This window comes from Priestia koreensis, from assembly GCF_001274935.1.
GTDB classification, from domain to species: Bacteria; Bacillota; Bacilli; order Bacillales; family Bacillaceae_H; genus Bacillus_AG; species Bacillus_AG koreensis.
Map to the genome: position 1 here is coordinate 13,627 of NZ_LILC01000021.1, position 20,835 is coordinate 34,461.

At 41.2% G+C, this 20,835-nt stretch carries 20 protein-coding genes and 1 pseudogene; 8 read left to right on the forward strand and 13 right to left on the reverse strand.

Annotated features, from left to right (window positions below; genetic code table 11):
- Positions 1 to 49 precede the first annotated feature (49 nt).
- Positions 50 to 1,456 carry an NAD-dependent succinate-semialdehyde dehydrogenase gene (locus AMD01_RS15545; RefSeq protein WP_053402458.1) on the reverse strand — a complete coding sequence of 469 codons (1,407 nt, stop codon included), beginning with the start codon at positions 1,454 to 1,456 and terminating at the stop codon, positions 50 to 52.
- Between the two features lie 282 nt (positions 1,457 to 1,738).
- Here AMD01_RS15545 and AMD01_RS15550 point away from each other — a divergent pair, with 282 nt between their 5' ends.
- On the forward strand, positions 1,739 to 3,439 hold the full coding sequence (locus AMD01_RS15550) for a catalase (RefSeq protein WP_053402358.1): 1,701 nt from the start codon (positions 1,739 to 1,741) through the stop codon (positions 3,437 to 3,439).
- 41 nt (positions 3,440 to 3,480) lie between these two features.
- On the opposite strand, the gene AMD01_RS15555 is transcribed toward AMD01_RS15550, so the two are convergent.
- Positions 3,481 to 4,827, reverse strand: a complete 1,347-nt coding sequence (locus AMD01_RS15555) for an ABC transporter permease (protein WP_053402359.1) — start codon at positions 4,825 to 4,827, stop codon at positions 3,481 to 3,483.
- Positions 4,824 to 5,513, reverse strand: a complete 690-nt coding sequence (locus AMD01_RS15560) for an ABC transporter ATP-binding protein (RefSeq protein WP_053402360.1) — start codon at positions 5,511 to 5,513, stop codon at positions 4,824 to 4,826. Before AMD01_RS15560 ends, AMD01_RS15555 begins: the two co-directional genes overlap by 4 nt.
- Positions 5,514 to 5,873: 360 nt before the next feature.
- On the opposite strand from AMD01_RS15560, the gene katA reads away from it, so the two are divergent.
- A complete protein-coding gene (gene katA / locus AMD01_RS15565) occupies positions 5,874 to 7,334 on the forward strand; it encodes a catalase KatA (RefSeq protein ID WP_053402361.1) in 1,461 nt (486 codons plus the stop codon).
- 296 nt (positions 7,335 to 7,630) lie between these two features.
- Here the strand turns inward: katA and AMD01_RS15570 are convergent, their stop codons facing one another.
- On the reverse strand, positions 7,631 to 8,386 hold the full coding sequence (locus AMD01_RS15570; RefSeq protein ID WP_053402362.1) for a GNAT family N-acetyltransferase: 756 nt from the start codon (positions 8,384 to 8,386) through the stop codon (positions 7,631 to 7,633).
- 78 nt (positions 8,387 to 8,464) lie between these two features.
- On the opposite strand from AMD01_RS15570, the gene AMD01_RS24955 reads away from it, so the two are divergent.
- Positions 8,465 to 8,593 carry a hypothetical protein gene (locus tag AMD01_RS24955; protein ID WP_277933907.1) on the forward strand — a complete coding sequence of 43 codons (129 nt, stop codon included), beginning with the start codon at positions 8,465 to 8,467 and terminating at the stop codon, positions 8,591 to 8,593.
- Between the two features lie 30 nt (positions 8,594 to 8,623).
- Here the strand turns inward: AMD01_RS24955 and AMD01_RS15575 are convergent, their stop codons facing one another.
- The 4 genes from AMD01_RS15575 to AMD01_RS15590 form a co-directional block, all read right to left on the reverse strand.
- Positions 8,624 to 10,816: an EAL domain-containing protein gene (locus AMD01_RS15575; protein WP_169775974.1), complete on the reverse strand. Its 2,193-nt coding sequence runs from the start codon at positions 10,814 to 10,816 to the stop codon at positions 8,624 to 8,626.
- Positions 10,817 to 10,984: 168 nt separating this feature from the next.
- Positions 10,985 to 11,434, reverse strand: a complete 450-nt coding sequence (locus tag AMD01_RS15580) for a MarR family winged helix-turn-helix transcriptional regulator (RefSeq protein WP_053402364.1) — start codon at positions 11,432 to 11,434, stop codon at positions 10,985 to 10,987.
- An 85-nt stretch (positions 11,435 to 11,519) separates the two neighbouring features.
- Positions 11,520 to 12,059: a histidine phosphatase family protein gene (locus AMD01_RS15585; protein ID WP_053402365.1), complete on the reverse strand. Its 540-nt coding sequence runs from the start codon at positions 12,057 to 12,059 to the stop codon at positions 11,520 to 11,522.
- Positions 12,060 to 12,194: 135 nt separating this feature from the next.
- Complete coding sequence (locus AMD01_RS15590) at positions 12,195 to 13,268, reverse strand: undecaprenyldiphospho-muramoylpentapeptide beta-N-acetylglucosaminyltransferase (protein WP_053402459.1); 1,074 nt, start codon at positions 13,266 to 13,268, stop codon at positions 12,195 to 12,197.
- Between the two features lie 358 nt (positions 13,269 to 13,626).
- Here AMD01_RS15590 and AMD01_RS15595 point away from each other — a divergent pair, with 358 nt between their 5' ends.
- Positions 13,627 to 14,247 carry a PadR family transcriptional regulator gene (locus tag AMD01_RS15595; protein WP_053402366.1) on the forward strand — a complete coding sequence of 207 codons (621 nt, stop codon included), beginning with the start codon at positions 13,627 to 13,629 and terminating at the stop codon, positions 14,245 to 14,247.
- Positions 14,237 to 15,499, forward strand: coding sequence for an MFS transporter (locus AMD01_RS15600; RefSeq protein WP_053402367.1), 1,263 nt, complete (start codon positions 14,237 to 14,239; stop codon positions 15,497 to 15,499). Before AMD01_RS15595 ends, AMD01_RS15600 begins: the two co-directional genes overlap by 11 nt.
- A gap of 41 nt (positions 15,500 to 15,540) precedes the next feature.
- On the opposite strand, the gene AMD01_RS24220 is transcribed toward AMD01_RS15600, so the two are convergent.
- The gene (locus AMD01_RS24220) at positions 15,541 to 15,723 is read right to left on the reverse strand and encodes a hypothetical protein (RefSeq protein ID WP_157052760.1); all 183 of its coding nucleotides are present in this window, start codon (positions 15,721 to 15,723) and stop codon (positions 15,541 to 15,543) included.
- A gap of 82 nt (positions 15,724 to 15,805) precedes the next feature.
- Between AMD01_RS24220 and AMD01_RS15605 the strand changes: the two are divergent.
- Positions 15,806 to 16,018, forward strand: a pseudogene (locus tag AMD01_RS15605) (IS5/IS1182 family transposase); the annotation flags it as partial.
- 157 nt (positions 16,019 to 16,175) lie between these two features.
- Here AMD01_RS15605 and AMD01_RS15610 read toward each other — a convergent pair.
- Both AMD01_RS15610 and AMD01_RS15615 read right to left on the reverse strand, forming a co-directional pair.
- The gene (locus AMD01_RS15610) at positions 16,176 to 16,940 is read right to left on the reverse strand and encodes an SDR family NAD(P)-dependent oxidoreductase (RefSeq protein ID WP_053402368.1); all 765 of its coding nucleotides are present in this window, start codon (positions 16,938 to 16,940) and stop codon (positions 16,176 to 16,178) included.
- Positions 16,941 to 17,219: 279 nt separating this feature from the next.
- Positions 17,220 to 17,735, reverse strand: a complete 516-nt coding sequence (locus tag AMD01_RS15615) for a GNAT family N-acetyltransferase (RefSeq protein ID WP_169775975.1) — start codon at positions 17,733 to 17,735, stop codon at positions 17,220 to 17,222.
- 241 nt (positions 17,736 to 17,976) lie between these two features.
- On the opposite strand from AMD01_RS15615, the gene AMD01_RS15620 reads away from it, so the two are divergent.
- Positions 17,977 to 18,411 carry a GNAT family N-acetyltransferase gene (locus AMD01_RS15620; protein ID WP_053402370.1) on the forward strand — a complete coding sequence of 145 codons (435 nt, stop codon included), beginning with the start codon at positions 17,977 to 17,979 and terminating at the stop codon, positions 18,409 to 18,411.
- 122 nt (positions 18,412 to 18,533) lie between these two features.
- On the forward strand, positions 18,534 to 19,205 hold the full coding sequence (locus AMD01_RS15625; protein WP_425415147.1) for an alpha/beta family hydrolase: 672 nt from the start codon (positions 18,534 to 18,536) through the stop codon (positions 19,203 to 19,205).
- A gap of 30 nt (positions 19,206 to 19,235) precedes the next feature.
- Here the strand turns inward: AMD01_RS15625 and AMD01_RS15630 are convergent, their stop codons facing one another.
- Positions 19,236 to 20,102, reverse strand: coding sequence for a YitT family protein (locus AMD01_RS15630; protein WP_053402371.1), 867 nt, complete (start codon positions 20,100 to 20,102; stop codon positions 19,236 to 19,238).
- A 314-nt stretch (positions 20,103 to 20,416) separates the two neighbouring features.
- Positions 20,417 to 20,539 carry a hypothetical protein gene (locus AMD01_RS24960; protein WP_281176888.1) on the reverse strand — a complete coding sequence of 41 codons (123 nt, stop codon included), beginning with the start codon at positions 20,537 to 20,539 and terminating at the stop codon, positions 20,417 to 20,419.
- Between the last annotated feature and the right edge of the window lie 296 nt (positions 20,540 to 20,835).

Sequence of the window (20,835 nt, forward strand, 5' to 3'; positions counted from 1 at the left end):
TTAACAACAAAAAAAGATGCACCCTCTGGATGCACCCTTTTCAGTCCGTTTAAAGACCTAATGAAATGTACTTTACTTCTAAAAACTCATCAATTCCATAGTGACCACCTTCACGACCAAGACCACTTTCCTTAAATCCACCAAACGGAGCCTGTGGTGTTGATGGTAATCCATCGTTTACTCCTACAATGCCATACTCGAGTGCTTCTGCAATCTTAATGGCTTCTTTAATATGTTCCGTGAAAAGATATGCCGCAAGACCGAACGGAGAATTGTTCGCGCGTTCGATGGCCTCATCAACTGTTTTAAACGTTGCGATCGGAGCGACTGGTCCAAACGTTTCGTCATACATGCAAAGCATGTCATCGCTCGCGCCTGAAATGACCGTCGGTTCTACAAATAAGCCGCCATCGTCCTTAAACGTATTGCCACCCGTTTCAAGCGTCCCACCTTTTTCTTTGGCATCTGCAATATGCTCACGAACCTTCTTCACCGCATCCTCGTCAATAAGCGGTCCGACATCATTTCCCTCTAATCCGTCCCCTACCTTCAATTTTTTCACCGCTTCAATAAACTTCGATGTAAATTCTTCAGCAACTGATTCTTGAACATAGAAACGGTTTGTACATACGCACGTTTGTCCGGCGTTTCGGAATTTGGACGCGACTGCTTGTGAAACGGCCTTTTCGATATCGGCATTCTCCGTCACGATAAACGGTGCGTGACCACCGAGCTCAAGAGAAATTTTCTTGACCGTATCCGCTGCCCCCTTCATTAGCTGCTTTCCGATTTCAGTCGACCCTGTGAACGAAAGTTTTCGGACACGCTCATCAGCAAGCCACGTGTCGCCAATTGTTTTGGCACTTCCCGTTACAACATTTAGAACACCCTTTGGAATTCCTGCTTCTTCGGCAAGCTCTGCTAAGCGAAGCGCCGTAAGCGGAGTTTGAGACGCTGGCTTGATGACTGCTGTACATCCTGCAGCTAACGCAGGACCCACTTTCCTTGTAATCATCGCCGCTGGGAAGTTCCATGGCGTGATTGCTGCTAATACGCCTACGGGCTGTTTATGTACAAAAATTCGTTTATTTGCGGCAGACGCTGGAATCGTTTCACCATACACGCGTTTTCCTTCTTCCGCATACCACGAAATAAATCCATTGGCATAGCTAATTTCGCCTTCCGCCTCTTTTAGAGGCTTACCTTGCTCAAGCGTCATGATTTTCCCGAGCTCCTCAGTATGTTGTTCAATAAGGGCGTGCCATTTCATCAACAGCTTTCCACGTTCATCAGCCGTTTTTTTCGACCACTCTTTAAATGCTTCATAGGCTGCATCCACAGCTCTTGTCGCTTCCTTTTCTCCGCCTTTTGGAACAGTCGCGATTACTTCATTCGTTGCTGGATTGGTTACCTCAATTTTTTCATCCGTTGTGATCCATTCTCCGTTTACATACATGCTTACGTCTTTTGCCACGACTAATCTCCTCCATTTCGTTTCCATCTATGACCTTCACTTCTAATCTATTTTTCATATCAGGAACTAATTCTTTGTGTAGGTACAGGTACCCTTCTTTTCTTTCTAATAAACGATTCCATTTTATTATTGATTATTTAGCACATGTTTTTATTTAATTTGATAACTCTACATGTTTATCCAAATTTTGTTTAATAATTAAAATCCTGAACATACTAGGTAGTGGATTTTGAACTAGGCTACATTGAAGGAGGCTGCTTACATATGGAAAAGGATCAAAACCATCATGGTACGCACGTTAACGGTACAGGCGGACCATTAGATGAGCGATTTACAGAAGGTGAAACCAGCGAAACACTAACGAACCGCCAAGGACATCCTGTGCGCGACAACCAAAACATTCGTACGGTCGGAAATCGTGGCCCTGCCACGCTTGAGAATTACGATTTCATTGAAAAAATTTCCCATTTTGATCGTGAGCGTATTCCAGAGCGTGTTGTTCATGCTCGTGGTACAGGTGCGCACGGTTATTTTGAAACATACGGAAAATTAGGCGATGAGCCGGTAGAGAAATACACACGTGCGAAGATCTTTTCTGGTGCAGGCAAACAGACACCCGCATTTGTACGTTTTTCAACGGTGACGTTTGGAAAAGATTCACCTGAAACGGCGCGTGATCCACGTGGGTTTGCCGTCAAGTTTTATACAGAAGACGGAAACTGGGATTTGGTCGGGAATAATTTAAAAGTATTTTTCATCCGTGATGCGATGAAGTTTCCAGATCTAATCCACGCTTTTAAGCCTGATCCTGTCACAAATCGCCAGGACACCGAGCGCATTTTTGACTTTTTATCGCAAACGCCCGAATCGCTTCACATGATTACATTTCTCTTCTCACCGTGGGGTATTCCGGCAAATTATCGTCAAATGCAAGGTTCTGGGGTAAACACGTATAAATGGGTGAACAAAGAAGGAACAGGCTATTTAGTGAAATATCACTGGGAGCCGATGCAAGGAATTAAAAACCTAACACAAGAAGATGCAGAAAAAATTCAGGCGAAGAACTTTTCACACGCCACACAGGATTTATACGAAGCGATTGAAGAAGGAAACTATCCTGAGTGGGAACTTTGCATTCAAATTATGGACGATCACGAGCATCCTGAGCTTGACTTTGATCCACTCGATGACACAAAGATTTGGCCAGAGGATCAGTTTCCTTTTTTGAAAGTTGGAAAGCTCGTTTTAAACAAAAACCCCGAAAACTTCTTTGCAGAGGTCGAACAGGTTGCTTTTGGAACTGGGGTTTTAGTAGACGGTCTTGATTTTTCAGATGATAAAATGCTTCAAGGACGTACCTTCTCGTATTCGGATACGCAGCGCTATCGTGTGGGATCAAATTACCAACAGCTTCCGATTAACGCGCCGAAAAAGCACGTAGCAAACAATCTTCGTGACGGTCAGATGGCCTACCACGTCGATAGCGGTCCAAAGCAAAATCCGCACGTGAACTATGAGCCTTCCGTTCTCGGTGGATTAAAAGAAGCAAATAAGCGTCCACATCCGTATCAGCCTAATGTGGAAGGAAATCTGCAAAAGGCGAAAATTGATCGTACCAACGATTACAAGCAAGCAGGCGAACGTTACCGACTGCTTGAAGAGTGGGAACGAAACGACTTGATTCAAAATCTGATTGCTGCATTAAAACCAGCTCATCAGCGTATTCAAACGACCATGGTGAAGCACTTTTTGAAGTGTGATGAGGATTATGGTATGCAAGTGGCCAACGGACTTGGAATTGGGGTTCGAAGCGAAAATGGATCCTATCATCTGGAAGTCAATGAAGAGATATCTCCTTCCAATGGATCTCTACCAAAGCATGGTGGCTCTCCGGCTGGTAGCAGCGGTGCGGCAGATGTGGTGAAGGAAGCCGAGCAAAAAGGAAACGATGCGCATCCATATTAAACGCAAACAAAACGCCCCTTGCGCAAGGGGCGTTTTACTTATTAAACTTCTCGTCTTAACGCCTTCAATACATCGACCTTCGTCGCGCGTGTCGCTGGACGCATACCTGATGCAATCGTCACGAGGAAGCAAATGGCAATACAAATGATGGGGAGAATCCACGGAATGTAGGAAAACATTAGATTAGCTGGAAGGTCTTGATTGAACACCTTCGCAAGAATAGGTGGCAACGCAAGGTTTACGCCAAAGCTCACAATATAAGCGACCACTGTCCCAACAATTGCTCCCATAATAGCAATGTAGCTGCTTTCCAATAAGAAAATTCGTTTAATGGTCTTCGGATTCGCACCAATCGCTTTCATGATCCCAATGTCCGGAGAGCGCTCCGTCACGGCCATTGTCATGGTGTTATAAATCCCGATAGATGCGATGACGATCGCAATTGTACCGACTAGAATTAACCCTACCTTTAACACGTTAAACACCATATTAATTTGCTTTAACTCGCTTACAATGGAATACGAAAGATACTGTTTTTTATCGAGCTGATCCACAATCCCATTCACGTCTTCTACGTTATCTGCATAGACCTTAATTTCGTCATACGTATTTTGGTCCTGTGGTGAAAGATCTTCTGCTGAATCTCCTGATCGAACAGCACCTTTCTCCGTTCCGGTAAACTGCTCAATTTGACTAAGTACTTGTGAAGAAATGAAGACATTCTGATTCATCACCCACTTCTTACCCGGGTCTTGACCAATGCCTACTACCGTCAACGGAATGACTTTTTCTTCTTCTTTTCCGTTTTCGTTTTGAACGACTTTCATTTGAATGGTTTTACCAATGAGATTTTCTTTGTAGCGATATTTCTGGTTAACAGCTCCGTCTTTTCCGTATAAGTCATCCGGCTTTGTACCGACTGGCTCTAAACCATTTACAAAGTCGTACCCTACAATAATCTCGTTCTCTTTTTTTGGTAATCGACCATCAGATAGTTTAAATCCTGAACGAACTTCTGATGGGAAATCTGTCACAACGGTTTGTGCTCCTCCTGATTGATATTGACTAATCGTATAAGAAGCACCCTGCTGTAGGTTTTGATGTCTTGTGACGGCTTTTACATTTTTAATACCTTCTAGCTCCGACACTTCTTTATCTGTAATCGGCTGGTAGTCATCGTCATTGTTTTTTCCGTGCACTTCAATTTCTGTAACCGCTCTGTCCTCAGTGATTTCCTTTACAATACTTTCTTGTAATCCAAATCCGATGGATGCCAGGACAATGAGAAACGCGCACCCAATGGCCGTAGCCAAGACCGTCATGAAAATTCTCGTTTTATTTTTTTTCATATTTTGGCGAACAAATCGCAGCTGATCTTTTATTCTCATATTCTTACTCCTTCTTTTAGTCGACCATCAACCATTTCAACCGTTCGATGTCCAATTTTTGCTACCTCTTGGTCGTGGGTGATAATGAGGAACGTAATGCCTAACTCTTGATTTAAGCTTTGAATCAGTCCTAGCAGCTCTTCTTCTGTTGTGCTGTCTAAACTTCCCGTTGGCTCATCAGCTAAAATCAGCGGCGGATTGACAATAAGAGCGCGTGCAATACTTACACGTTGCTGCTGTCCGCCCGATAGTTCACTCGGATAATGATCCTTATACGCCCATAATCCTACTTTTTCTAGCAAAGCCTGCGTCTGCACTCTACGCTCTCCTTCACTCATCCCCTTTAGAATGAGCGGCAACTCGACGTTTTCAAACGCCGTCATGCTTTGAATAAGCTGAAAGCTCTGAAAAATAAAGCCCATATTTTCAAGACGAAAATCAGCAAATTGCGCTTCATTGTAGCCGGAAACATCTACTTCATCGATAAGGATTTGACCTTCTTTCGGATGAATAAATCCACCAATGACATTTAAGAGCGTCGATTTCCCAGACCCACTACGTCCTACTACGGTGACGATTTCTCCCTTTTTTACGTTTAGTGATACATCTTTTAACACAGGTGTTACCTGCTTTTGATCTTTTTTTCCAATTTCAAAAGATAAGCTAACATTTCGTACTTCGATCATATGTAAGACCCCTTCTTTTATTTTTTACGCACAGCTTCTTTTTGAGCAAACATCCCTTCATAACGAACGCTTCCTCAATGCTTTACTTAAACTGTATACGCTATCGTATGAACTGTATTATGTTACTTAATACACTTAGTACTCTAAAGCACGTTTACAGGTCTCGTCAACTACTTTTTGCAAAGCTGTTAAAATTTTGTCATGAACGAACGCCATTTCGGATAGGTATGTACTAGCCCTTTTTTACAAATCATCTGTTATAATCATTTTCTTTTTAAAATAATTATAATTTAGTATTGATTTTTCTTTGAGAGGTGTTATCATTTACTTAACTAAAAAATACATATGAGGTGATCGTTTATGACGAAAAAAAATCAACACCTAACAACAAGCTGGGGAGCTCCTGTAGGCGACAATCAGCATTCAATGACCGCGGGATCTAGAGGCCCTACACTTATTCAAGATGTTCATCTGCTTGAAAAATTGGCTCATTTTAACCGTGAACGTGTTCCTGAACGCGTTGTTCATGCGAAAGGTGCAGGTGCTCACGGCTATTTTGAAGTAACAAAGGATGTTACTTCCTACACAAAAGCCGCGTTTCTTTCTGACGTTGGAAAACGCACGCCTTTGTTCGTTCGCTTTTCAACGGTAGCTGGCGAAAACGGATCAGCAGATTCTGTTCGTGATCCGCGTGGATTTGCGGTGAAGTTTTATACAGAAGAAGGAAATTATGATCTTGTCGGAAATAATACGCCCGTATTCTTTATCCGCGATGCGATTAAGTTTCCGGACTTTATTCATACACAAAAGCGTCACCCTGCAACCCACTTAAAAAATCCAAACGCCGTATGGGATTTTTGGTCACTATCACCTGAATCTCTTCACCAAGTGACCATTTTGATGTCCGACCGCGGTATTCCAGCGACATATCGTCACATGCACGGATTTAGCAGCCACACGTTCAAATGGGTAAACGAAGATGGCGACGGTGTATGGGTGAAATATCACTTTAAAACTGAACAAGGAATTAAAAACTTAACAGAAGAAATGGGACAGCGATTAGCAGGAGAAAATCCTGACTCTCATACTGAAGACTTGTACAACGCGATTGAAAACGGGGATTATCCAGCATGGAGGCTTTACGTGCAAATCATGCCGCTTGAGGATGCTGACACATACCGATTTGATCCGTTTGATGTCACAAAAGTGTGGTCACAAAAGGATTATCCGCTTCAAGAGGTTGGGCGTATGGTGCTAGACCGCAACCCTGAAAACTATTTTGCCGAAGTGGAGCAAGCTACCTTCTCTCCTGGTACACTCGTTCCTGGTATTGACGTTTCACCAGATAAAATGTTGCAAGGACGTTTGTTCGCTTATCACGATGCGCATCGCTACCGCGTAGGAGCCAACCATCAGGCACTGCCGATTAATCGTCCGAAAGCAGATGTTCATACGTACCAGCGCGATGGGCAAATGCGTTTTGACAACAACGGTGGTGGTTCTGTTTACTACGAGCCGAATAGCTTGAACGGACCAAAAGAGTCCCCTCAGCATAAGCCTGCCGCTTATCCTGTATCAGGAGTAGCAGATAGCGTAGCTTATGATCAAGATGATCACTACACGCAGGCTGGGGATTTATACCGCTTGCTGACAAAAGACGAGCGTACGCGTCTCATTTCAAACATTGTAGGGGCAATGAAACCAGTTGAAAGTGATGAGATTAAGCGTCGACAAATTCAGCATTTTTATAAAGCGGACCCTGAATATGGAATTCGCGTAGCTGAAGGTCTTGGTCTATCTGTTCCATCCAAGAGAAAGTAGTTTTTCTCAATTACACCTACTTTTTATCAATTAAAAAAAAGAGCCCTCTTTTGCCTTTGAAAGCGAAAAGAGGGCCCTTTCATCTCTTTAAGGGTTAATTTATACAAGTTGATGCTGATGCTCTGACTATTAATATATGAGAAAGCGCCTGAGAAACATCAAAATAAGTCAAAGATCTCGAAAGGAGTTCACCTCTATGAATTGTGTACATTGCCATACCCCGATCAAAGTACTGAAACATACGATGCTTTGCAAATGTGGAATACGTTTAAAAACAAAGAAAAGCACGTCTGCCGTTAGCTAGACGTGCTTGTTAATGAATAGAGTGGATACTCATATCCTTTTATAAAGCCAAGTTTTTGAGCGAGTCGCTGTGAAGCCAGGTTGTCCTGATCGCAGTCCCATCTAGGCTCAACTCCTAACTGCAGACACTCTGTAATAAATGCACATCCTATCTCATAGCCAATACCTTTCCCTCTTGCTTTTGGATTGACCTCAATATCCACTTCCGCATATTCAGAGGTTTTAAAGATGCTCACACATTCTCCTACTAAATCCTCCCCATCTTTTATACATACCCCTATTCCTTTTGCTAGGAAAGCATCCACCGAATCCCACCATAACCCGTAATAACTTTCCGTAAAAATCGTACTAAGCTCCACTTCCTGCTGACCAATGGGAATTGCATGATTGATAGAAGGAAGCTCTCTTTTCTCCCAGCGATAACCGATACGCAAATGCGTTTGAAAAGATAATGATGTTTGTTGCAGCAACCGCTTAAAACCGTCTTCTGGATCAAAGACCGTAAAGCGACCGCCGCTGCTTTTTTTATTTATATAGTGAACGAGCCACTTATCAAATACTAGATTCCCTGCCTTCCCTAAGAAGCTATGCACCCCATTCCAAGTGGAGACAATCGCACAAGAAGGGGCATCTAGATGATCAACCCATATCTCCCCTTGCAACTGCCCCTCGATTACGGCATGCACAAATGAAGGCACTTGTTCTGTTAAGAGGCTCTCTATCGATTTGTACTCATGAATTTTATGCATACTCTCCTATTCCTCTCATAAACTATAGAAACTAGTAAATAATCATAGAGTTTAACTCATAGAAAGAAGGAACACGACATGGGATGGTTAATCTTAGCAGTACTTGTGTATCTACCTATTTTTTATCGTATTCACCAGAAAATTTACATGCTAGAGGATGAATTGTTTGAATTAAAAAGACGTTTAGGAATGAATGAGGACGAATAATGTCTACATTCATTCCTCTTTTTTACCCTCTCATTTTCGCTGTTGAATTTTTTGTAAATACATCGTAATTCCTTCTTCAATTAACTCCGTTTCAAGCAATTTTTGGTTTTTCTGTAGCGTCATCGTAACCTGATTGACCACTTTTGTTAATAAGTGGCGCTCTTTTTCTTCTAGGATAAACTCCATACCATACATATAAAACCCATCATCGCGTTCTTCTTTCCAGACAAGTTTCCCAATATGACGAAGCGTGTAGCCAAGAAGCTTCATTTCAACCTCTAATAGTACATCATCCCGAACAGGCATGTGCAAGTGGGAACTAAAACGAATGCCACCAAAGCCAATGTTATCCACTACAATTTTCATCTTGCCCATTTCAAGCTCTTTTTCTTTAATACAAACAATGGAAAGGGCGCCGGCGAACGGAACAGGCACATCCATTCGGTAAAAACGACGGCGCTCTTTTGCAGGTACTGCTTTTTTCTTTCGACCCGGAATAATGTTCTTTTCAACGATCAGCTCAGAAAAGTCTTGAACAGGAACAGGCTTGCTGTATAAATAACCTTGTACATAATGACTGCCCATATCCTTCAGTAAAGCGAGCTGTTGCTTCGTTTCCACTCCCTCAATCACTAGATTGATCTCTAGCCCTTTTGCGAGATGAATGAGCATTTCAATAATTTTTTTGTCTTTATCACTGTTTTCAAGATCACGGATAAACGAACGATCTACTTTTAATGTATCAATTTGAAAGTTTCTGATATGCATGAGAGAAGAAAAGCCGGTTCCAAAATCATCGAGAGCGAATTTAATTCCCCATTCTCGTAGTTCCCCAATCATAAACCCAACCGCCTCTGGATTATGAAAGAGTGAATTTTCGGTAATTTCAAGTTCCAAATACTGAGGCTCTATGTTGTATTGACGTAGAGTAGCAAATAAAAATGCTTTTAAATTTTTCTGCAAAAAACGCTTCGGTGAAATATTAACAGAAATCGGAACAAGTGGATGGTCGCAATCTTTCCATTCCCGCAGTTGACGACAGACTTCCTCAATTACATAATCACCGATTTCTACGATCAGCCCGTTCTCCTCAGAAATTGATATGAATTCACTTGGTGAAACGATTCCCCAAATCGGATGCTCCCAGCGTATAAGGGCCTCCGCCCCTATGATGTCATTTGTTGTGATGTCTACCTTCGGCTGATAATAGACATGGAATTCACGATTTTTTAACGCCTTTCTCATATCATGCTCTAGCGTATACATCTTGTAGGATTCAGCGTTTAAATTGTGTGTGTATACATAATAATTGCTTATCCCAAGTTCTTTCGCACGATGTAGAGCCGCATCGACATTTTTTCTGAGCACTTCCTCCGTATGACCATCGTGTGGAAAAATGGTAATCCCAATGCATGTCGTAACATAAATTTCATATTCATTCACTGTGATCGGCTCGCTCAGCAGCTCCATAACGTCTTTTGCCATCTGCTGCACATCTTCTAAACGTGATAAAGACGGAAGTAAAAACGCAAACTCATCCGAACCTACCCTGCTAATAAACCATTCATATCTTTCGCCATAACGAGCGAGGCGCTTCGTCACTTCAATAAGTACCTGATCTCCTACTTCGTGATTTAACTGATCATTTATGTATTTAAACCGATCCAAATTAATTTTAAAGATCGCAAATTTTTCTCCCTTTTCATGCGCTTGATGAATAGCTGTAGCAATTTGCTGCTGAAATGAAAAACGATTGGGTAATTTCGTTAAGTAATCGTGTGTAGAAATATGGTTCATATCCTGAATGAGCTGCTTGTAGTGATCAATATCTGTAATAAAGCCGCTTATTCGTATTACCTTTCCTCTTTCATCAAGCGTTGGAAAGGTATGATCATGTATCCATTTTACCGTTCCATCTTCTAACGTAATACGGTATTCGTGCTCAATTGGATTTCCGTTTAGCAACTCTTTTTGCTTCTTTTTATAGACTTCTTGATCTTCTTCTGCTACATAATTAATCCACGTCACAGACCCCTGTAAAAATGACTGCGCTGCTATACCCGTAATACGCGTAATTCCCTCAGTACAAAATGTGTATGTTTGTGTTTCACAGTCAAATGACCAAATCCCCGCTTGTAGCGTATGTAATAGCTGCTGAATTTCTTCTTCTCCTAGACCTTTAAAAAAAGGTAGCTCTCCCTCATAAAACGATTTGTCAGCCACCGCGGTAGCTGTTTCATCTATTTGTTGTTTCCTTTTTCGAAAAAAGACCCCCGGCACGCCCAAAACTCCCTTTTATGCATTTTTTTGAACTGCTTCTTTTTGTAAATTCGGTCACATTACCACTACCTGAAAAAATTGAATATTTTGTCTTTTTTAGACAGAGGAAAATCATTCCTCTACTTTTAGTCCCTCTAAGATTCGTGCATGCATAGCTAATAGCTGTGCTTTTTCCTCTTCAGAAAAGGACTGCAACGCCCTCATCATTGCTTTATAGGAAGAGGCGTTTTGAATAGACATATTAGCCTTTTTTCTTCCTTCATCTGTAAGTGATAGCTGTCCCTCACGTTGATCGTTCATTGTGCGTTCGACAAATCCACGTTGCACAATAGTCTCTAGTTGTGTGTGAATCGTATTGTTTGATAGATGTAGCTGTGCTTCTAGCTTCTCTACTGTTAGCACCTTGTGAATAGAAAGTGTATTAATTATAACCATTTGTTGAACGCTTAAATCTAGACTAGATGCATTTTTTTGTGTCCATTTTCCCGCTTCTTTCGTGATGTTTGAAAAGGACTGCAACACTTCAGAGGCCTGCTTTATCTGTCCATTTAATTCCTTCATGTTAAGATCTCTCCCTCTATCTTCAGTTGTTCATGTGTGAAGCATCACTTATGAAGTGTAGCGAGTCTCTTCATAAGTTGTCAAATCATAGCGGATAAAGGCGCTTTATCTTAAAATCTTTCAATTCAAGCAAAAACACATCTGGATTCCGAAGCTCAGCCCACTGTGGAAACCCGATCAATGCATCATAACTTTTTAGTAGAAGCGAAAGTAAATTTCCATGCGTTACTAAAACAGTGGAATCCGCCTCATGATCCGCTATATCGTGAATGACTGACTGGGCACGGCGCATTGCTTCTCGGCTTGATTCGCCGCCCTCATACGAGAGATCGAGATCTCGGAACGTTTTTTCCAGCTTTTCATACCAGTCGTTCATTGATGAAGCGCTTAATATACGCTCCGTTAGACGCATGTCCTGTTCGACTTTCACCCCTTTTATTCGTGCGGTTGGCTCAATCGTTTGCAGTGCACGAGTATACGGACTCGAGATAATGCGGTCAATATTATACTGCTCAAAAAAACAGCTAAGCGCTTCTGCCTGAAGAAACCCCTTTTCCGTTAAGATAGCGCTTTCTTCCTGTCCCTTTGCTTGGCAATGCCTTACTAAAAACACCTTCTTACTCATTGGTTTCCTCCTAAAAAAAACTAAAAAAACCATGCCTTTTCTTAACTATAGCACGTCCTCGTTATTCGTGGAATTATTATCCATGTAAAAACACAAAAAAGAAACCAAAGTATTCTTTGATTTCTTCTCATTTCTTTATCCTTTGTGCATACGATCAATTTGCTCCACTAAATACGCAATGGTATCCGTTTTAGTCGCTTCACGCATGTTGGCCTGAATTACGGTACCATGACTCTCTAAGTAGTCGATTTGTTCAATGAACGTTTCTTTTGTTAGCTGCTCCTCTTCTAAAACGACTGCATACCCTTTTTTGGAGAAAGCTTGCGCATTTAAAATTTGGTCACCGCGACTTTGGCTTTTTGGTAGCGGAATAATTAACATTGGCTTATGAAGCGATAAAAACTCAAAAATCGCATTGGAGCCGCCGCGCGTTACGACAAAGTCTGTCGCAGCTAAAATGTCCGCCAATTCTTCGTGTACGTATTCAAGCTGTTTGTATCCCTCTACTGTTTCTAGGCTCGAATCAAGGTTACCCTTCCCGCACAAATGAACGACTTGAAATTCTTTCAACAGTTCTGGAAGAGCTTCCCGTACAGAGCTATTAATTTTCTTCGCTCCTAAGCTTCCTCCCATTACCGTTAGGATCGGACGATTCACATCAAAGCCTAACCAGCGACGCCCATTTAGCGCATCACCTTCGAAAAGCTGGCGACGTATCGGAGATCCCACCACTTCTGTTTTAGTGGACGGAAAGAACTTCGCCGCTTCTTCAAAAGAAGTAAAGATTTTCGCCGCAAAGCGCTGCGCAATTTTGTTGGCAAGGCCTGGCGTTAAATCACTTTCGTGTAGATATACCGGAATGTTCAACGATTTGGCCGCCATAATAACGGGTACCGTCACAAACCCACCTTTTGAAAAGACAACCGCAGGCTTTAGCTTACGAAGCACACGACGTGCATCCATAATTCCCTTTATCACTCGAAACACGTCTTTTACGTTTTCTAAATCTATGTATCTTCTAAGCTTTCCGCTTGAAATTCCGTGGTATGGAATATTTATTTTTGTAATTAATTCTTTTTCAATTCCTTTGCGAGAGCCAATGTAATGGATATCCCATTTTTGTGGATCTAGCTCATTCATAATCGCAATATTAGGTGTGACGTGCCCAGCCGAGCCGCCACCTGTAAATACTACTACTTGCTTTTTCATGTGAGTTCCTCGCTTTAATTCTGTAAATTTCTTCTTTTTGCACCCGTTCTTTATGTTATGAATCATTTGCGTCCATCATTATATCTTTCGTCAAAAAGATTAATTTATGGGTGATCAATTAGAAATGATTTCTAACAAAACGTGGTGATCTAGCTCTCTGTCAGTATTTATCGCAAACTGACTTAGTCTAATCTTAATCGAAAGTGCGAATAGTTGCAATGCTTGATCCATTTTCTATGATAGTATGCCAAAAAAACCATTACTTTCTAAATTTTTTCATTATTGACACACATTTCATGTCAATATATCATAATGATATATCAAAACGATATATTAACTTTGAAAGGATGTGACCTAGTTGACTATTGAACACTATATCTTAGCTGTCATTAGTACGCGACCTTGTACCGGTTATGACATTAAGCAAGAATTTGAGCATCCTGGTGCAGGAATGTATTGGGGAATTAGTTTCGGAAGCATCTATCCCAAGCTGAAGAAATTAGAATCAGAAGGGCTTATTGAAACGTTACACCACGAGGAAACAGGAAGAGGGAAAAAGGTATATGACCTCACATCAAAGGGATGGCGGGAATTACAGAAATGGCTAAAAGAATCCCCGCAGCCCCCTATTCTAAAGGATGAACTGCTAATTAAGGTCAGCTTTTGGAACCACGTTATGCTTGAAGATCGCGAAGGCGTTATTCCCCATTTGTTGAAACGAAAAAAAGAAACGGAAGAAACGCTTGCTTATTACACGAACTGGCCAAAAAACGGGGTCTCAACCATTAGTGAATTTGGCATGTATACCATTCAATATGTACAGAAAAAGCTGCAGGCGGAACTCGAGTGGATTGATGAAACAATTGAAGCAGTAAAAGGTCCCGCAAAGCCTCCAGCACAGGACCCGTCCAACTTAATTGACAAGAAAAAAGAACGCATAAAAAAAGCGCTCGAACTGGAGAAGTCTGATGAAAGCTAACCATTTACTTTCTCCTTTACGTGAATCCTCCTACCGCTCTTTTTTTAGTGCCCAGCTGTTATCAGATCTTGGAAACTGGTTTGATTTTACGATTTTAACGGTTTTAATTGCCTATCAGTGGGGATTGAAGGAAGAAGCAATGGCCGCCTTCATTATTACGTACGGTCTTCCTTGGGTCATCATCGGCCCGTTTGCAAGCGTATTTGTAGATCGCCTGCCGAAAAAAATGGTCTTAATTACTACTCTTATGCTGCGAAGTCTACTCATTCTTAGCTATTTACTTGCGCCTTCTTTCATTGCTTTACTTTTTCTTGTTTTTTTAAAGGGGACGGTCGCCTCTCTATTTGATCCGGCTAAGCAGGCAAGTATTCGAGCTCTTGTTTCTGAGCGCCACCTTTCTCAAGCAGTGACCCTTACACAAATCTCATCCAACACCACGAAAATTATTGGGCCGTCCCTTAGCGGATTGCTTGTTCATGCGTTTAGCGTCTCGACCGCACTCAAAATAGAAAGCGCGTTATTTTTACTCGCCATTCTTCCGCTGTTAACCGTTCATATTCCTGCTTTTTCGTCCCATCACCAGCTGAAAGAGAAAGCGAGCTATATGAACGAATTGAGTGCAGGATTTCGTCAACTTCGTCAAAGCACGCTCGTTCTCACTGCTCTTATTGCATCGTCTATTTCCCTTTTTATCGTGTTTTTATACGATGGATTACTCGTCTTTGTTTCCAAGGAGCTTCAGTTTGACGAATCGTTTTTTGGACTATTAATCTCTTCTGTCGGATTAGGATCCGTTGTTGGGGCACTCGCTCTTGGTCACCTTCGTTTTTGGCAGCAAAAACCGATTACTACAATGGCCGTTAGCTTTTTGGGAATCGGTTCATTCATTATTCTTCTCGGTCTTGGAGCTAGCAATTTGATTACACTTCACGCCTATATTTGGTTTATCGGCGCCTTCTTGTGCGGTGCGATCTCATGCGGCGAGCACTTACCATATGCCTATTTGCTTCAGCGAGACACACCCGCTGATAAAATGGCTCGGGTCAGCTCGGTTGCTCAAAGCATTCAAATTACTATGATGCTCCTTGCCCCTTCCATCGGCGCCATTCTCGCTAAACATCTCGGCGTAGGAACCGTTTTTATGATTGCCGGTTGCCTTTGCTTTCTTACGAGCATCGGCGTATGGAGCTTTCTAAAGACTAAAAAGCTAGAATCACCCGCAGGTAACGTCAATTTCCATGAAACGATGTAAAAAAAAGCGACCTCATTTGTGGGAGGCCACTGAAAAAGTACTTAAAGGATGGCGTTCATAACAGAGTCGGTTGATTTCCACTCCAGGTCGCTTCGCTTTCCGCGGGGCGTGCGGTGAGCCTCCTCGCTGCTCTGTGGGGTCTCACCTGTCACGCTAATCCCGCAGGAGTCTCGCACCTTCCGTTTCAAACCACCTAGAGCGACTGTATCAGATAGAACGGTCAAGTTTCCATTTCGAAAGGAACTTGGCCGTTTTTTGCTTGATAATGAAGAAAATCCATTTATTCAAAAGGGTGAGTCCAATGATTCCGTTTCATTGACGTCAACGGAGCATATGGAACAAGCACCTTTTCAAAGAGGAGCATACTTCAAGGAGAAATCCAAGGAACGGTCTAAAATTGAAGGGAAGAATAGCGAATTCAAGCATAGACCAGTGGATGTAGCCACATCCACTGGTCTCATTGTCATGGAAACGCAAGGGGCAATGGCCATTTTCACCCTCACCCTAAAAAGAATGTGAAAGTTAATGAAGGAAAACATGGGAAAAAGAATGAAGAAAAAGCTGGGTCGATTCTGGAAAACGAAATTGACCCAGCTTTTTTGTCTTGCGTTCCACTGATCATCTAAAAAATCTAAAGTTTTTCAGTGGACTCCGTTTGTACGAGATCGCTTTTCCCTTATCGTAAATGAGATTTGAAGACCGAATAGCCATCATCAGACATAACAGTCGTTCCGTTAATGCTATCACCTTCATCAGAAGCCATAAAAGCAACAACATTCGCTACTTGCTCTGGCTGAATGAGCTTTTTCGTCAGCTGCTGATATTCCATGAATTTTGTTAAACCAGCATCTTTATTTCCTTGTAAGATCGGCGTGTCTACCGCTGCTGGACCTACCGCCACCACGCGAATACCATGAGGTGCAAGTTCTACGGCCGCATGCTTTGTGAGTGTTACAACCCCACCTTTTGCTGCTTGATACCCAGTAATTCCAGGCGTCCCCATAAAGCCAAATACAGATGCATTATTAATAATAACACCAGAAACACCAAGCTCTTTCATTTTGCGTCCTGCTGCTAGCACTCCGTAGTAAACACCGTATAAATTTACTTTTAGGACGCGATCAAAGTCTTTCGGATCATGATCAAGAAACGATTTTGCGTACGCAATGCCTGCATTGTTAAAAATCGTCGTAATCGTCCCGAACGTATCAACCGTAAACTGCACCAGGTTCTCTACCTGTTCAAATTCCGTCACGTCCGTTTGAAAAAACGCTGCTTCTCCGCCCTGTTCTTGAATGAGTCGGACCGTTTCCGTGCCTTGTGCTTCATTAAAATCACCAATGACCACTTTTGCTCCTTCACGTGCAAATTTAAGTGCCGTTGCTCGACCGATACCAGAAGCTCCGCCTGTAATGATTGCTACTTTGTCTTGTAATCTCATAACTCTTTGACACTTCCTCGTTTGTAGTATGTAGAGAATCCTATTGTAAAAAAATAGTATTCCTATTAACTATATCGGCTACAATCCTTTTATTTTAATGAGTTACTCTGTAAAATAACTGGAAATCAATCATTTCCTTTTCGATCTTTTCACATCTATATTATATCGAGATATTTTCTATTTACTAAAAAGAGAACGCTTAACCGATTAAAGTTCCAGCAACAAGGATCGACCGTGAAATTAAATGAGACAGATATGGGATAAGCCTGTGACGAATTTTTACGGTTCTATCGTTTTAGACATTGTAAAACTTATTTCCTGAAAGCCTAGTTTTTGATAGAGCTTGTGTGCTCTTTCATTATAAGCAAATACGTGCAAACCGAATTTTGGTACACCTTTTTCATGAATCAGCCATTCTTCTGCCTTTTTAATGGCATGATATCCGATTCTTTTGCCACGTCCTTCTTCTACAATAAAAATCTCATATAAAAAGGCACTATTCGTGTTCACATCAATATAAATCCATAGGTTTCCTATTGATGTCCCATCACACAAAATTTGAAAAAAATAATGATTGGGTGTCTGTAAACCCTCGTATAGTAGCGTCCCTGTCTGAGAAGTCGCTTTTTCTAGAGCGCTCTCAAATGAAATCTCCTGAGCTTTTGACACGCTCTGTGCATATCTAGGAACTGTAGCGTCCAAAAATAAATTAAACTCTTCTTCATTCATTGAGGTCAGTGTAATGATCGTCATCTCATTCTCCTCTTTCACATCATTGATTTGGTTTATGTCCATTACTTCTCTTGCCATTTACTAATCTAATACGCGGAATTAAAAATAGGAATTGTCATTACCCGGCATCCCGTTCATACAAGAAATGGTTTCATAATTAATTCTCCCTATTTGCATCACACCAACCTTTTTTCCTTTTTATAGGTAGTTCTTATCACATTATTATAATTTTATAAGCTAAATATTTCTATAAATAGCTATTTTTTATATAATAGACGAATACATACAGAAAAGGAGCAACCGTATGATTATTAACATCCCACTCTATCAATTACGAAACTATCCTTCTTTCTTTGAGCTACATGAGCTACTTTTCGGTCCAACTTACAGTGGACAGCTATTGCATCAATTGGAAGAAAAAAAGAACGTACAAATTTTAGCTTTTAAAGAAAAAGAGCGTATCGTTGCTTATAAGCTTGGCTATGAAATAAATAAACATACGTTTTATAGCTGGTTAGGCGGTGTACATCCTGCCCATCGCCGAAAAGGTATTGCGTCTTCCTTAATGAGCTATCAGCATGACTATTGTCAAGGTGCTGGGTATACGAGGATTACAACCAAAACGACAAACAAATGGCGAGATATGCTGATTTTAAATCTACAACATGGCTTTCAAATTGTAGGTACATATGTAGACCACGAAAAAGAAGTAAAAATTATGCTTGAAAAAACGATTTAACTGCTTGGCTAAATCGTTTTTTTCTTTATCTATCAACGCTTCGTGTCATTTGAACGGAAAAATCTTTTATAAAAAAATTGGAAATTTATGATAAACTATGGATACGATTGGAGGAAGAGAAGATGGTGCGTGTCACGAAAAAGGAAATTCAATTACGTAATCGCGTTATCCCCTACACTCACACAGAAGTAGACTCCAAAACCGTCTGCTTTATGTTTGCAGGTGCAGGCTATAAATATGATAGTCCCCTGTTTTATTACGCAAAAATGATGATGCTTCGAAATGACATTGATATTGTACGCGTTGATTATGCATACGATGACCAAACGCTACGAAAGACTAATGAAGAATTAACGGACATTATGATGGCTGATATCGATCCTGTTATAGCAGAAGTATTGAAAAACGGTTCCTACAAGGAAACCATTTTTGTAGGGAAGTCGATTGGAACACTTCCAATGGCAAATGTTTTAATGAAAAGAGAAGAATTTGCTTCATCTAAAATGATTTTATTCACACCTCTTTTACGGGCTAAGTCTCTCTTCCAATCACTGCTGGCCAGCTCCCACCAAGGGTTACTAGTGATCGGAGACCAAGATCATCACTATAGTGCAGAGAAAATCGAGCAGCTTCAGCATTTACATTTTAAAATTGAAGTGATTAAAAACGCCGATCACTCGCTAGATGTCGATGACTATGATGCCCGACAATCCATTTTGTTTTTAGCAAATGTTATGGAGAGGCTTCAGCAAATGATTCGTTCAACAGGTCCTTCGCAAACATTTGTTCATTAAAAAACGAGGGCCTAGGAGGCACCTCGTTTTTTAATGAATCGCTTTTTTCTTAAATCGACCACCGCGCACTTCCGCAATATCCCCTAATGCTAAGAAGGCTTGAGGATCGATTTCTTCCACAATCGTCTTTAGTTCGGCTTCTTCGAGACGTGTAATGACGGTAAAGATTACGCGCTTGTCTTCACTTTTATAACCGCCCTCACCGTTTAAGTATGTAACACCTCGTCCAAGACGCTGTAACAGCGCTTCGCCAATTTCTTGCTCATGGTCACTAATGATCCACGCAGAGCGCGACTGTTCAAGACCTTCTACGACGACATCAATCATTTTAAAGGCGATAAAGTAAGCCATTAAGGAATACATCGCGTTATTCCAGCCAAAAACAAAGCCTGCGCTTCCAAGAATAAAGACGTTAATGAACATCACAATTTGTCCAACGGATAAGCTTGATTTGCTGCTGATCAGAATGGCAAGTATTTCTGTTCCGTCTAGAGCTCCTCCGTTACGGATGACAAGTCCAACGCCAATCCCGAGCAAAATACCACCGAATACAGTAGCGAGTAATAAATCTGACGTGAACACTTGCCATGGAGTGAAAATAGCGGTGAAGATTGATAAGACTAAAATGCCGTATAAGGCTGAGATCGTAAATGTTTTACCAAGCTGCTTGTACCCAAGGATGATGAAGGGAACGTTAAGAACGAAGATAAAGAGTCCTAACTTCCACCCCGTTAAGTGCGCAAGGATAATGGAAACACCCGTCACCCCTCCGTCAATAACGCCGTTCGGAACAAGAAACAGTTCTAGGGCAACAGCCATTAAGATTGCGCCAAGCGTAATGAAAATAAAGCGCTTTAATATGGCTTTTTTTGATAATTTTCGATGCTTTTTGGTCAAAAAATCTCCTCCTCATGATGTATGGTGTGCTTAAAAGGTAAAAATTATCGCTGATGCCACATGAGAAAATTTTGTCCAAAGGAGACAAAAGTAGGTAAAATCCGGAGTGATAAGAGGGGTCTTTCATTCTTATAGTGGTAAAGCGGATTTTGCAGCAACACAATAATTACTTGCTTGGGGAAACGCAAGCGTGAACATTACCCTACTACTAGTATATCGAAATGACTTGTTATAGGGAAATAATACGCTCAACTGTATGAATATTAAAATAACGGACGCACAAAAAAACAGAGCCTAGAACGTTTGGGCTCTGTTTATTCTTCTCTCTTTCGAACTAAATGTTGCTCATGTTTTCGTTTCGAATAGCCAAATGCCGCCACCGATACCCATCCTAAAATCCCGACTCCGACGATCAAAAGATCCCAGCTCATGTTCATTTCGTATTTCCTCCTTATTGTTGTTTAACTGCCACGTTGATCGAGCTTAATACCCTTTCATATTCCAGAACGATCTTTTTCCTATTATTTATTTATATTCTAGATGTTTTGCTCTATCCCTTTTTTAGATAGTTATTTTTTCAGAAAATATAAAATTTTTAAATAAGTTAACAGACCGCTCACGATCTTTTTCAAAATGGAATGTTAGTTAATTTTATACCCACTATTATATGCTCTCAAACATACGATCGTTCGTTGCTTACACACAATAAAAAGAAGCGCTCATAACGTTACGA

Excerpts from the sequence above, each read along its gene's own strand:
- AMD01_RS24955 (WP_277933907.1), top strand. The coding sequence starts at position 8,465 with ATGGGATGGTTAATCTTAGCAGTACTTGTGTATCTACCTATTTTTTAT.
- AMD01_RS24960 (WP_281176888.1), bottom strand. The coding sequence starts at position 20,539 with ATGAACATGAGCTGGGATCTTTTGATCGTCGGAGTCGGGATTTTAGGA.
- AMD01_RS15585 (WP_053402365.1), bottom strand. The coding sequence starts at position 12,059 with ATGAGTAAGAAGGTGTTTTTAGTAAGGCATTGCCAAGCAAAGGGACAG.
- AMD01_RS15545 (WP_053402458.1), bottom strand. The coding sequence starts at position 1,456 with ATGTATGTAAACGGAGAATGGATCACAACGGATGAAAAAATTGAGGTA.
- AMD01_RS15560 (WP_053402360.1), bottom strand. The coding sequence starts at position 5,513 with ATGATCGAAGTACGAAATGTTAGCTTATCTTTTGAAATTGGAAAAAAA.
- AMD01_RS15620 (WP_053402370.1), top strand. The coding sequence starts at position 17,977 with ATGATTATTAACATCCCACTCTATCAATTACGAAACTATCCTTCTTTC.
- AMD01_RS15550 (WP_053402358.1), top strand. The coding sequence starts at position 1,739 with ATGGAAAAGGATCAAAACCATCATGGTACGCACGTTAACGGTACAGGC.
- AMD01_RS15610 (WP_053402368.1), bottom strand. The coding sequence starts at position 16,940 with ATGAGATTACAAGACAAAGTAGCAATCATTACAGGCGGAGCTTCTGGT.
- AMD01_RS15615 (WP_169775975.1), bottom strand. The coding sequence starts at position 17,735 with ATGGACATAAACCAAATCAATGATGTGAAAGAGGAGAATGAGATGACG.
- AMD01_RS15555 (WP_053402359.1), bottom strand. The coding sequence starts at position 4,827 with ATGAGAATAAAAGATCAGCTGCGATTTGTTCGCCAAAATATGAAAAAA.
- katA (WP_053402361.1), top strand. The coding sequence starts at position 5,874 with ATGACGAAAAAAAATCAACACCTAACAACAAGCTGGGGAGCTCCTGTA.
- AMD01_RS15600 (WP_053402367.1), top strand. The coding sequence starts at position 14,237 with ATGAAAGCTAACCATTTACTTTCTCCTTTACGTGAATCCTCCTACCGC.
- AMD01_RS15590 (WP_053402459.1), bottom strand. The coding sequence starts at position 13,268 with ATGAAAAAGCAAGTAGTAGTATTTACAGGTGGCGGCTCGGCTGGGCAC.
- AMD01_RS15625 (WP_425415147.1), top strand. The coding sequence starts at position 18,534 with ATGGTGCGTGTCACGAAAAAGGAAATTCAATTACGTAATCGCGTTATC.
- AMD01_RS15570 (WP_053402362.1), bottom strand. The coding sequence starts at position 8,386 with ATGCATAAAATTCATGAGTACAAATCGATAGAGAGCCTCTTAACAGAA.
- AMD01_RS15580 (WP_053402364.1), bottom strand. The coding sequence starts at position 11,434 with ATGAAGGAATTAAATGGACAGATAAAGCAGGCCTCTGAAGTGTTGCAG.